Annotated in this window: 7 protein-coding genes and 1 riboswitch; of the genes, 3 read left to right on the forward strand and 4 right to left on the reverse strand. The window is 69.3% G+C overall.

Annotated features, from left to right (window positions below; translation table 11 throughout):
* The first annotated feature begins 101 nt into the window (after window positions 1–101).
* The 3 genes from LQ564_RS07310 to LQ564_RS07320 all read left to right on the forward strand — a co-directional run bounded on the left by LQ564_RS07310 (window position 102) and on the right by LQ564_RS07320 (window position 4,217).
* Complete coding sequence (locus LQ564_RS07310; RefSeq protein ID WP_231057457.1) at window positions 102–1,058, forward strand: IS1595 family transposase; 957 nt, start codon at window positions 102–104, stop codon at window positions 1,056–1,058.
* A gap of 85 nt (window positions 1,059–1,143) precedes the next feature.
* Complete coding sequence (locus tag LQ564_RS07315; protein ID WP_231057458.1) at window positions 1,144–1,911, forward strand: transporter; 768 nt, start codon at window positions 1,144–1,146, stop codon at window positions 1,909–1,911.
* 122 nt (window positions 1,912–2,033) lie between these two features.
* Window positions 2,034–4,217 (forward strand): family 10 glycosylhydrolase, encoded by a 2,184-nt coding sequence (locus tag LQ564_RS07320; protein WP_231057459.1) that lies wholly within the window; start codon window positions 2,034–2,036, stop codon window positions 4,215–4,217.
* Between the two features lies 1 nt (window position 4,218).
* Here LQ564_RS07320 and LQ564_RS07325 read toward each other — a convergent pair whose 3' ends face one another.
* The 4 genes from LQ564_RS07325 to ppc all read right to left on the reverse strand — a co-directional run bounded on the left by LQ564_RS07325 (window position 4,219) and on the right by ppc (window position 12,525).
* Window positions 4,219–4,521 carry a DUF2149 domain-containing protein gene (locus LQ564_RS07325; RefSeq protein ID WP_231057460.1) on the reverse strand — a complete coding sequence of 101 codons (303 nt, stop codon included), beginning with the start codon at window positions 4,519–4,521 and terminating at the stop codon, window positions 4,219–4,221.
* On the reverse strand, window positions 4,518–4,961 hold the full coding sequence (locus LQ564_RS07330; RefSeq protein WP_231057461.1) for a MotA/TolQ/ExbB proton channel family protein: 444 nt from the start codon (window positions 4,959–4,961) through the stop codon (window positions 4,518–4,520). Before LQ564_RS07330 ends, LQ564_RS07325 begins: the two co-directional genes overlap by 4 nt.
* Window positions 4,954–9,297, reverse strand: a complete 4,344-nt coding sequence (locus LQ564_RS07335) for a cobaltochelatase subunit CobN (RefSeq protein ID WP_231057462.1) — start codon at window positions 9,295–9,297, stop codon at window positions 4,954–4,956. The genes LQ564_RS07330 and LQ564_RS07335 overlap by 8 nt, the downstream gene beginning before the upstream one ends.
* Before the next feature lie 153 nt (window positions 9,298–9,450).
* Window positions 9,451–9,667: riboswitch (cobalamin riboswitch) on the reverse strand.
* 35 nt (window positions 9,668–9,702) lie between these two features.
* Window positions 9,703–12,525: a phosphoenolpyruvate carboxylase gene (ppc, locus tag LQ564_RS07340; protein ID WP_231057463.1), complete on the reverse strand. Its 2,823-nt coding sequence runs from the start codon at window positions 12,523–12,525 to the stop codon at window positions 9,703–9,705.
* Window positions 12,526–12,618 lie beyond the last annotated feature (93 nt).

The following is a 12,618-nucleotide window of genomic DNA, read 5'->3' on the forward strand; positions in this document are numbered from 1 at the left end:
TCGGGCGGCGTTTTTATTTGGCTGTGTTCGCGATACGTAGGTGAACCAAATCGCGTTGTCGAAGTCCTACGCATTGTCGAGTTAACTCATCTGGAGTGACGATGCAAGGCCCGCGCTTCGACGAATTGTTTGCTTTTCTGACCGCCGCGCCATTGTCCAGCGCCGATCTTGCCCGGCTGCGCGACTGGCTCGACAGCATCCGCGACCCGGCCGAGTGCCTGGCGCTCATCGAAGCGGCCGCGGCAGGTCGGCCGTGTCCACATTGTGCTTGCGCGCGTTTGCACCGCTCCGGCTTCGCCAGCGGCCTGCAGCGTTATCGCTGCCTGGGTTGTCGCCGCTCCTTCAATGCGCTGACCGGCACGCCGCTGGCCCGGCTGCGCAAGCGCGAGTGCTGGCTGCCATATATCAAGTGTTTGCTGGAATCGCGCACCGTGCGCGACGCAGCGCTCGCTACCGGCGTGCATCGCACGACGAGTTTTCGCTGGCGCCACCGATTCGCGCCAGGCGCCGCCCGGCACCGGCCCGCAGCATTGACGGGAATCATAGAGGCCGACGAAACCTACAGACTGGAATCGCAGAAGGGTTCGCGCACCTTGTCGCGCCCGCCGCGCAAGCGGGGTGGCGCCGCCCGGCGGCGCGGCATCAACCGCGAGCACGATTGCCTGCTGGTGGCGCGTGACCGCATCGGCACGACGCTGGACTTTCATACCGGACGTGGTCCCGTGACCGCTGCGCAACTGCGCACCTGCCTGCAGCCGGTGCTGCCGGGTGACGGTCTGCTCATCAGCGATGGCGCTGCGGCTTATGTCCGGTTTGCCCTCGACGCCGGAATCACGCATGAATCCGTCAACGTGCGGGCGGGCCGGCGCGCACGCGGTGCGATCCACATCCAGAACGTGAATGGCTGGCACAGCCGCTTCAAGAACTGGCTGGTGCGCTTCAAGGGTGTGGCCAGTCGCTACCTGGCGAACTATTCGGGGTGGCAGCGATTACTGGATGCGCAAGCGTTGCGTACACCAGCGCAGTGGCTATGTGCTGCGGTACGACAAGTTCAGTGAAGGCGGCTGCGAATCCATAACTAACGCGAACACAGCCTTTTATTTTGTGCGTCGGTCTCGAGGCGTTTCGGCTATTGTCGAGCTCATGAAGCTATCTGCCGTATTCCTTGCCGCCTGCCTCTCCTGTGCCCACGCCCAGGACGAGATCGAGAGCAGCCGTCCCAACCTGGCCGAACCGAGCAACGTCGTCGGCAAGGGAGTGGTGCAGCTGGAGACCGGCCTGCTGCTGGAACGCGACCGCGGCGGGGCAGGGCGTGAACGCACCCTGTCGATGCCGACCATGCTGCGCTTCGGCGTCTCCGAACAGCTGGAGCTGCGCATCGAGAGCGACGCCCGCACCATCCGCCATACGGTCGAAGACGGCCGACGCAGCACCGAGGCGGGTTATGCCGACACCGCGCTCGGCTTCAGCTGGCATGCGCTGGATGCGGCGGGCGGCCTGCCCTCGGTCGCCGTGCTGCTGAGTGCCGACGTCGACACCGGCTCGCGCGCCTTCCGCGGCCAGGGCGTCCGTCCCAACCTGCGTGTCGCCGCCGAGTGGGACTTGCCGAACGAGATGTCGTTCGGCCTGATGCCGGGCGTCGGCGTGGAGCGCGACGCGTCCGGCCGCTACCGCTACGGCATCCTGGCGGCGATCGTCGAGAAGCCGCTCGGCGAGCGCCTCAGCGGCTTCGCCGAGGTGGCCCTGCCGCAGATCGCGCGCGGGCGCCATGGCGGCACCGAAGCCACCTTCGACATCGGCGGCGCCTACCTGCTGTCGAAGGACATCCAGCTCGACGCCATGTTCTCGCGCGGCCTGAACAGCCGCACCCCCGACTACGCCTTCACCTTCGGCATTTCGATCAGGCGGTAGGCCGGGCGTCGTATGTACGCCGGTTATGTAACGCGGCAGTAATTTCATTGGTTGTCAAAATTGCTCGGGCGTACGCTGTTTGAAGGACGGCGTACCCAACAACCCTGCAAAACATAACGACCATGAAAAAACGTTTGCTCGCCGCGGCAGCCGCCATGCTGGCCGTGTCCTTCGCCCACGCCCAGACCGATGGGCCAGCCTCGCCCAAGCGCGAAATGCGCGGCGTCTGGATCAGCACCCACCTGAGCCTCGACTGGCCGAACCGCACCCAGACGCCAGCTCAGCAGCAGGCCGCCCTGCGCGCCATCCTCGACCACAACAAGGCGACCGGCATGAACGCCGCCTTCTTCCAGGTGCGCAGCCAGTCCGACGCCATGTACCCGAGCCCCTATGAGCCCTGGTCCTACTACCTGACCAACCAGCAGGGCAGCGCGCCGAACCCACTGTGGGACCCGCTGCAGTTCGCAATTGGCGAGACGCGCGCCCGCGGGATGGAATTCCACGCCTGGATCAATCCCTACCGCGCGGTCGCCACCGTCGCCAACGAATCGAACCCGGCGCAGTATGCAAGCAACCACGTCTCGAAGACCCACCCGGACTGGCTGCTCACGGTCGGCACCGTCAAGATCCTGAATCCGGGCCTGCCGCAGGTGCGCGACCACGTGGTGAACGTCATCATGGACATCGTCAGCCGCTACGACGTCGACGGCATCCACTTCGACGATTACTTCTACCCGAGCGGCGCCATCCTCGACGACGCCGCCTACAACGCCGACCCGCGCGGCTTCCCGGCAACGACCGCGGGCCGCGCCGACTGGCGGCGCGATAACATCGACATGCTCATCAAGCGCGTGAACGACGAGATCCGCGCCGCCAAACCCTGGGTCAAGTTCGGCGTCTCGCCCTCGGGCATCTACCGCAGCAGCACCGACCCGGACATCGGCTCGCCGACGTCCGCCGGCGCCTCGCAGCACTACAGCGCCATGTTCGCCGACACCCGCAAGTGGATCCGCGAGGGCTGGGTCGACTACCTGGCGCCGCAGGTCTACTGGTACATCGGCCAGGCCGGCTCCGACTACGGCTTGCTGGTCCCCTGGTGGAACGACAACGCCTACGAACGCCACATGTACATCGGCCTGGCCGACTACAAGATGAACACGGCCGGCTGGACCGACCCGCAACAGATCAACCGCCAGATCGCGCTGAACCGCGCCAGCGCCAACGTGGGCGGCCAGATCCACTTCCGCCACGCCTTCCTGCAGGCCGACCCGCTGGGCTACCGGACCTCCTTGAAGAACGCCACCTATGCGCGGCCGGCGCTGCTGCCGCTGATGGCGTGGAAGGACGCCGCCACGCCGGGTGCGCCGGGCCAGCTGATGGCGAGCGTGGGCGAGAACGATGCCGTGCAGCTGGCCTGGGGGCCTGCGCCGGAATCGAATGACGAATTCGAGAAGACCCGCAGCTACGCCATCTATCGCTCGGCGCAGCGCGACATCGATGTCGATGCCCCCGGCGTGCTGCTGGCCGTCAGCGACGGCGCGAGCGGCGCCTTCATCGACGCCGGGGTGGCGCCGGGCCAGTATCACTATTATGCGGTCACCGCCGTGAACCGCCTGGGCGCCGAGAGCCCGCGCACGAACGTCGTCAGCAACGACTTCGTGGCGCCGACCGTGCGCACGCGCGATGTGGCGCTGCGGCTGGCGGGCGGCATGGCGTCGATCACGGCCGCCGACATCGATGGCGGCAGCAGCGACAACTGGGGCGTGGAGTCGCTGGCGGCGTCGCGCACCACCTTCTCCTGCGCCGACATCGGCGCGCACAAGGTGGCGCTGGCGGTCACGGACAAGGGCGGCAATGTCGCCAGTGCGCAAGCCACGGTCCGGATCGAGGGCCACGTGCCGCAGCCGAAGATCGCCCTGCTGCGCCGCCTGGGCGAGCAGACCGGACATCCCGCAAGCACCATCACGCTCGGCTATGGGACGCAGAGCGTGGTGCTCTCCGCCAGCGACATCGCAGGCGCCAGCACCTTCACCTGGAGTTCGGCGGCCGGCCTGTCTACGAGCAGTGGAGCCACCACGACGTTCACGGCGACGACAGCCGGCAGCTTCGCCATCACGGCACAGGCGGCCAGTCCGGAAGCCTGCTTCGCCCAGGCGACAGGGATGGTCAAGGTGATCGATGCCCGCTGCGGAAACGGCGGCAAGGTGCTGGTGTGCCAGAAGACGTCGACCCAGGTCTGCGTGGCGCCGAACGCCGTGCCGGCCCATGTGAAGAATGGCGGCACGGTCGGCATGTGCGGCGCTTGAGCTATTTCGCGGCCGGGGCTTCGACCAGCACCAGCTTGCCCGTCTTCGGGTCGCGGTACACCTCGCCGACGCGGGCATAGCCGCTGCCGGCGGTGCCGGCGCCGTCCAGCGGCCGCTCGATCTGGCGGCCCTTCTCGACCGGCTGCGGCACCGTGCGCGCGCCCTGGGTGCCGGCGATCGCGGCGATCAGGCCGCAGGCGAACACCAGCATCACGTCGACCAGGTTGACCAGGCTGGCGCGCGGGTCTTCGTCGCCGTCGTCGAAGCGCGCCTCCAGGCGCGAGTACAGGCGCAGCCTGCTCATGCCGGCTGCTCCATCGCTTCCAGGGTCTCCTCATACCAGCGGCGGCGCAGCTTGCCGATCACCAGGCCGCCGATGCCGGCCACCAGGCCCAGCACCGTCGCATCGAACGCCACCGTGACGGCGCTCGCCAACTGGGCGGGGTCGCCGCGTCCCAGCGCGGCCAGGCCCGGTCCGAGCGGGATGATGGTGGCCATCAGGCCCAGCATCGGCGGGATGCGCGCCAGCAGGTCGGCGCGCTCGAGGCGCTTGCGGGCGACCAGGTGCACGCGCTCGACGTCACCCTGGGCGCCGAGCTGCTTCAGGCCGTGGAAGCGCTCGCCGACGGCGATGCCGGCTTCCACCAGCGCCACCGCGCAGGCGGTCAGGAGCAGCGCCAGGGCGGGCACCAGCAACCAGCTGACGGCGTCGTGCAGCCAGGCGAAGGACAGGAGTTCAAGCATGGGATGTTTTCCTCGAAGGTTGGGGGAGATGGCGCCCGCGCCAGAGGCCGAGCGAGAACAGGGTCAGGCCGCAGGCCAGCAGCGCCAGCACCAGGGCGACGCGGCGGGCCGGGGCGGGGATGGGATCTTCCAGGCGGCTCAATTCGTAGGCGCGCGGGGCGGGCGCAGGCTTGGCCGGCTCCGCTGGAGCACTCGGCGCCTGGCCGGGCGAGGGCTGGGCGGCGCGAACGGCCGGCGCGGACATCGACGTCGCCGGCAGCAGCTCGCCGCGCGCACGCGCCAGGGTGACGCCGAGCGCCTGCGCGTCCGCCGCGTCCAGCCGCGGCGCCAGCCATTGCCACATCGGGTGGTTCGGCGCGGTATGGCCGCTGCCGGGCAGGCCGTTGGCGGCGACCAGCCGCGCCAGCTCGCCGCCCATCTTGCGGATGGTGGCCTCGTCGGTCTTCCAGAATCCCTTTTCGGCGGCCACCATGAACACCGCCAGCATGTGCGCCTTGACCTGGGCGTTGTGGCGCTTACCCAGGAATTCCGGCAGCTTCAGGTCGTAGCGGTCGTCGAAGTAGACGGACTTGACCTCGTCCCAGGCCCAGTTCTTGACCAGGTCGGGACGCGTGACCTGCCAGCCCCACAGGTTCTCGATGAATTCCTGGCCCATGGTGCGGGCGCCCGCATAGCCGTGCTCCATCAGCGGCTTCAGCCAGGCGGGATTGAGGAAGCGGCCGCGCAGCTCGCCCAGCAGGGCGCCGGCCAGCGGCTCGACGTCGGCGCGGCCCGGCTGGGCGTGCTGCAGGATCAGGGCTTCGGGCACGCGTCCGGTGCGGCCTTCGATGGCGAGCGACAGGCCGCCCAGGTAGTCGAAGGCGTCGTTGTTGTCGAGCAGGCCGTACAGATTGCTGGCGCGGCCATGGTAGGTGCGCGCGATGCCGTCGAGCGCCACATCGAAGGCGGCATGGCTGGTCTCGCCCTCCGCATCGAGCCCGTAGGCATGGCCCATGCGCAGGCGGTAGGCGCGGCCCAGTTCCTCGCGCTCGCGCCAGGCGCCCGAGCGTTCGGTCAGGCGGTTGACGCCGGTGCCGTAGGCGCCGGGCGCATCGCCGAAGATGCGCTGGGCGGCGGCCACGCCGGCTTCTTGCGGCGCCAGGCCGCCCGCCTGCAGTGTGCGGGTGCGCGCCAGCCACTCGCGCGCCACGCGGTTGTTTTCCAGGGGCTCGCGGCCCCAGGCGACCTTGCCGGGCAGGGGCGCGAGCGCCGCCTGCAGCGGCTCGCGCAGCTGCGGATCCTGCTCCAGCAGCGTGTCGCTCGACGCGGCCAGGGCCAGGCGGCCGGCGCGGTCGATCAGGCGGATCAGGTTCGGATACAGGTCGCGGAACAGCCCCGAGGTGGTGACGATGGCGTCGCGCCGCACCACATTCGGCTTCAGGCGCACGTCGGTGACCACGCCGCGCGCATTCCACACCGGCTCGGCGCCCATCATCGCCAGGGAAAACGCGACCATCACACCCTCGTCGCGTACCGCGTCCGAGGCCCACAGGATGATGCCTTCGCTGCCGGCGAGCGGCTTGTCCTTGTCGCGGTCCGCGGCCTGCGCGGCCAGGCGTTCGCCCAGGCCGTAGCCGAGGCGGGTCGGCAGGATGTCGCCGTCCACCGCATGGAAGTTGCGCCCGGTCGGCAGGGCTTCCGGCGAGCGCAGCGGATCGTTGCCCTTGCCCGGCGCGATGTAGCGGCCGTCCAGGCCGGCCAGCAGGCCGCGCATCTCCAGCGCCGGCGATTCGGCCAGCTTGCGCTCGATGTCCGGGTCGGCGATGCCGCCCTTCCTCATCGAGTCCAGCATCAGGTCCAGCGACTTGCGGTCCCAGTCGCGGCCGAACACGTGCAGGCCGTAGGGCATGAATTTTTCCTGCAGCTTGGTCAGGTAGTGGCCGACCTCGTGCGCCAGCAAATCGTCGTCGGCGGCGTCGAAGCCGATGCCGCGCACCTTCAGCACGTCGGCCATCGATTCCTCCAGCTCGGCGCGCAGGTTCAGCTTGATGACGCGCTCGCGCATCACGGCGGCGGCCTGGGTTTTCAGCGACTCCGAACTGGCGGCCTCGTAGCTCTCGACCACCTGGCGCAGCGCCAGCAGATCGTCGTACAGCGGCGTCGCGGCCAGGGGTGGGGTCAGGTGGTCGACCATCACCGCCAGGCCGCGGCGCTTGGCCTGGGTGCCTTCGCCGACGCCATCGACGATGTAGGGATAGATGCCGGGCAGGTCGCCGGCGATCAGGCTCGGGTAGTCGTCGGCGGCCAGGCCCACCGCCTTGCCGGGCAAGAATTCATAGGTCGAGTGGCGGCCCACATGGACCAGGGCGTCGGCCTTGAAGCGGTCGCGCAGCCAGTGGTAGAAGCCGAGGTACTGGTGCGGCGGCGTGATGCTGGTGTTCGCATGCAGCAGCTCTTCCTCGACTTCCCAGCCGCGCGGCGGCTGCGGGCCGATGAAGACGTTGCCGAACACGATGCCCGGCACCAGCAGCTTGCCGCCGTCGACCATCACCTTGCCGGGCGCCGCGCCCCAGCCGCGCATGCCTTCGATGCCGTAGCCGACCAGTCGCCGCTGCAGCGGCGCCAGGCCGGCGCAGCGGCGGCTTGCCCGTTCATCCAGGCAGGCCGTGTAGCCTTCGCGCAGTGCGGAAAGGTCGCGCAGCGCATCCGCGCGCTTGGGGTGATCCGCGCCCTCGACCAGGTGCTGCAGCTCGGCGATGACGACATCGGCGCGCTTGCGGCCGATCGCGTATTCGCGTCCGGCTTCCGCCGCCAGCACGTCGGCATGCAGGCGGCCCAGCAGGCCGCTCGTCATTTCGCCCTGCACGCGCGGCGACAGGGTGGCGAACCAGCGCCGGTAGTCGTCCGCGCTCACGCTGTTCACCGTGCCCGCGAGCTCGCGCAGGGCGGCGCGGTCTTCCGGCATGTTGACCCCTCTGGCCATGATCAGGTCGAGCAGCGCTTCCGGCGTCGCCGGCAGTTCGCCCACCGTGTAGCCGGCGCGCTTCATCGCCTGCAGCATGTCGAACAGCGAGGCCGGCACGTCCAGGTTGTCGGCGCCGATGTTCTGGCGGCCCGGCGGGTGGTTGTAGTAGATGAGGGCGACGCGCTTGTCGCGGTTGGCCTTGGTGCGCAGGCTCAGCCAGCGGTCCACGCGCGCGGCGACCCTGGCCGTCTCCTGGTCCAGGATCTCGGGCGGACGGTTCTCGATGCCGGTTTTCGGGTCGTGCTGGGCCTTGCCCAGCGCGGCCACCACGATCGGCTGGCCGATGCCCTGCAGCTCGGGCAGGGCGACGCGGTACTGCACCGAATCCGGGCTCAAGCCATCCGGCGAGAGGCGCCATTGCATGGCGGTGCGGTCCATCAGCCGGATCGCCTTGAACACCGGGATGTCGAGGCGCTTGAACGCTTCCTCGACCGCTTCGCGGCCTTCAGCGGCGCCGACCACGAAGTCCTGCAGCACCACCAGCGCGGCCGGGCGAGCGGGGGCCACCAGCTCCGGCAGGCGCTCCAGCGCCTCGCGCGAAGCGCCGCCCCAGCGCGTCAGCAGTTGCACGCAGGGCTGGCCGCGCGCTTCGACCTGGCGGCACAGCGCCGCCGGCGCCAGGCCGTCCATGTTCGCCAGGTCGAGCACCACCACGCTTGGACGATCCTCGAGGCCGAGTTCGGCCGCGTGGCCCCAGGCCGCGGCGTCGGCCAGTTCGCGCTCGCCGGCGCGCAGGCGCAGGGCCGGCTCGGGACGCGGGGCGGGAACCGGCGTAGTCGGCGCCAGCAGGTGGGCGAACAGGGCGGCGGTGTTGTCGCTGCCGCCGCCTTGCCACAGGCGGCGCGCGGCCAGCCAGTGGGCGGCGGCAGGGTCGGCCCCGGCGGCGCGCAGGGCGGGTTCCGGCGGCGCTTCGTTGGAGAGCTGGCGCAGCAGCTCGGGCGAGAAGGCCTGCAGGGCGCCGTGGCGCCCGCGCGTCATCAGGCTCAGGGTGGCTTCGCCGTTCAGGGCGAGGACTTGCGTCGCCGGCCTGGCGTGACGTTCGACGGCATCCTTCAGGCGCCGCGCCGGGTCGCCAAACACCGAGACCGCGAGGACGCTGTCGGCGCCGCCGATCCAGCGCGCGACCTCAGCTTCTTTCGCAGCCATCAGCTGGGCCGGAGTGCGCAGCAGGATGCGGTCCTTCGGATGGCGCGTCAGGTGGCGATGGGCCGCCTCGATGGCGCTGGGCGCCGCGCGCTCGGTGACGACGGCGAACAGGGTGCCGGCGTGGGCCGGGATGACGCACAGGCAGCACACAGCCGCCAGGACGCGAAGGAATAAACGAGCGCTCAATTCGGGTCGACCTCGGGACGAAAACCAGGCGGCCCCGGATTTTCCGGAGCAGCCGCGCGCGTCCCGCCGCGCCGTGAAAGGCGCGTGCGGAGTCGAGACCAGGACCGAAGAAACGGGGACAGCCAACCGGCAGCGCCACACCCCGGGCGCTTGCCACGTGTTTCGCGATTGGCCGGTCTTCTGGCTCGCCTTCGTCCTTCGCCGGCCCTGCCTTCCCGTGCAATGCACAGTGGCGTACGGCCGGCGTCGTCTGGCTTACAGCAGCGGGGGCTGCGCCGGACTGGCGGGGATGGCTATCCCGCGCGTCACCGGCTTCCCGTTTCATCCTCCCGCAGACCTGCGGGCGGACACCAATCGCTCAAGCGGCGGATTGTACCCCCGCGCCAGGGCCTTGTCACCTCATCTTCAGCCGGTATTGCGCAGGCCGGCGGCCACCCCGTTGATCGACAGGTGAATGCCGCGGTGCACCCGCGGGTCCTCGTTGTCGCCCAGCTTGCGGCGGCGGTGGATCAGTTCCACCTGCAGGTGGTTGAGCGGATCGAGATAGGCGAAGCGGTTCTGGATCGAGCGCGCCAGCAGCGGATTGCCGGCCAGGCGTTCGGTGGTCTCGGTGATCGCTTCCAGGCAGCGCAGGGTCTCGCCGTGTTCGGCCGTGATGCGGCGGAAGATCCGTTCGCGCAGCTCGGCGTCCGCCACCAGGCCGGCGTAGCGCGAGGCGATCGCCAGATCCGTCTTGGCCAGCACCATGTCCATGTTCGACAGCAAGGTGGCGAAGAAGGGCCAGGCGCCATGCATCTCCTTCAGCAGCGCCAGGCGCTCGTCGCGGTCGCCGTCGTTCAGCCAGCCGCTGACCGCGGCGCCGAAGCCGTACCAGCCGGGGAGCAGCAGCCGGCACTGGCCCCAGGAGAAGCCCCAGGGGATCGCGCGCAGGTCTTCGATGCGGCGCGTCGATTTGCGCGAGGCGGGACGCGAACCCAGGTTCAGTTCCGCGATCTCGGCGATCGGCGTGGCGGAGAAGAAGTAGTCGGTGAAGCCCGGGGTCTCGTAGACCAGGTTGCGGTAGGCGCGGTAGGCGCGCTCGGACAGCTCGGCCATCACGGCTTCGAAGCGCGCCAGGCGCGCGCCGCCGGCGGCTTGCTTGTCATGCGGCGCCAGGCTCGCTTCCAGGGTCGCGGCCACCAGCAGTTCCAGGTTGCGGCGGCCGATCTCCGGGTTCGAGAATTTCGACGAGATGATCTCGCCCTGTTCGGTCAGGCGGATCTGGCCGTTGACGGTGCCGGGCGGCTGGGCGCGGATCGCATCGTAGCTCGGGCCGCCGCCGCGGCCGACGGTGCCGCCGCGGCCGTGGAACAGGCGCAGCTTGACCCCCTTCGACGCGAACACGTCGACCAGCTTCAGCTCGGCCTGGTACAGCTCCCAGTTCGAGGTCATGAAGCCGCCGTCCTTGTTCGAGTCCGAATAGCCGAGCATGACTTCCTGCAGGCGGCCCTGCTGCTGAATGATGCTCGCCACCTGCGGCAGCGACATCCACTCGTCCATGATGGCGCTGGCGCGCTGCAGGTCCGGGATGGTTTCGAACAGCGGGATCACCATCACGTCGCAGGCGCCACTGGACACGCGCAGCAGGCCGGTCTCCTTCTGCAGCAGCAGGACCTCCAGCAGGTCGGACACGGTCTCGGTGTGCGAGATGATGTAGTTGCGGATCGCGCGCTCGCCGTAGCGCAGGCGGATCTCGCGCGCGGTGCGAAGCACGCCGAGTTCCGAGTTGGTCTCGTCGGAATAGGCTTCGAACGGCGAGTACAGGGGACGCGGCTGGGCCAGTTCGGCGAGCAGCAGCTTCACCTTCCGCGCTTCGTCGAGATTGGCGTAATCGGCCTGGGCGCCGGCGCGCGCGAACAGCTCGCCCAGCACGCGCTCGTGCACGTCGGAGCTCTGGCGCATGTCGAGCGAGGCCAGGTGGAAGCCGAAGATGCGCGCGGCGCGTTTCAAGCCGGCGAGGCGCGGCTCGATCAGCATGGCGCCGTGGTTGGCGCGCAGCGAGTCGGCGATCACTTCCAGGTCGGCCGCGAACAGGCCGGCGTCGAGGTAGGGCGCGGCTTCGGCAACTTCCTTGCGCAGGATGTGGCCGACGCCGAGCTCGCGTGCGGTGGCGGCCAGGCGAGCGTAGATGCCGATCAGGGCGCGGCGGTAGGGTTCGTCGCTGCGGTGCGGCGAGGTGTCGACCGAGGCGTCGGCCAGCGCCTGCATTTCGGGCGTCACCGGCACCAGCAGGGTCGAGGTGGACAGCTCTGCGCCCAGCGTGTGCACCTCTTCCAGATAAAAATCGAGGATGGTGGTCGACTGGCGCGTCAGCGCATGGCGCATGGTGTCGGCGTTGACGTTCGGGTTGCCGTCGCGGTCGCCGCCGATCCAGCTGCCCATCTGCAGGAAGCGGGCGTCGTCCATCGGCCGCGCCTTGCCTTCGTACTCCGCCGCGATCTCTTCCTCGATGTCGTCGTACAGGGCCGGCACTTCGCGCATGAAGGTGATGCGGTAGTAGGACAGGGCGTTGTCGATCTCGTCGGCCACGGTCAGCTTCGAGTAGCGCAGCATGCGGGTCTGCCACAGGGTGGCGATGCGCGCGTGCAGCAGCTGGCTGTTCTTCTGCAGTTCCTTCGGCGTCGGGTCGCGGTCGCGTTCGGCCAGCAGGCGCGCGATGTCGTGCTCGGCGTCGAGGATGCTCTTGCGCTGCACCTCGGTCGGGTGGGCGGTCAGCACCGGGGCGATCAGGGCGTCCCGGAAGAAGCCCTCGACGGCCTCGCGCGCGACGCCGGCTTCGCGCAGCTTGTTCAAGGCGTAGCGCACGCTGCCCTGGCGCGGCGCGGCGCCGCGGATCAGGTGAGCGCGGCGGCGTCGGATGTGGTGCTGGTCCTCGGCGATGTTGGCCAGGTGCGAGAAGTAGGAAAAGGCGCGCACCACGGTGATGGTCTGGTCGCGCGTCAGGCGGTGCAGCAGGGTGGCGAGTTCCTCGCCCGCTTTCGGGTCGGCTTCGCGGCGGAAGCGCACGGCGGTCTGGCGGATGGTCTCGACGACCTCGAACACCTGCTCGCCTTCCTGGTCGCGCAGCACGTCGCCCAGCAGGCGGCCGAGCAGGCGGATGTCTTCCTTCAGCGGCGCGTCCTTGTCCGGATCGCGCTGGTTGTTCACGTTCTGTACGGCGGGGCTAACTGATGCAGCTGGATTGTCCATTATCGACCACTAAGAAATAGGAAACTACGGCTCGGTTGTGCGATGGCGGTTCGCCACGGTCTGCAAGAGGGCCCATGCTAAAATTTATGATCT

Origin of the sequence: Massilia phyllostachyos (assembly GCF_021044825.1) — a bacterium.
GTDB lineage: Bacteria > Pseudomonadota > Gammaproteobacteria > Burkholderiales > Burkholderiaceae_D > Telluria > Telluria phyllostachyos.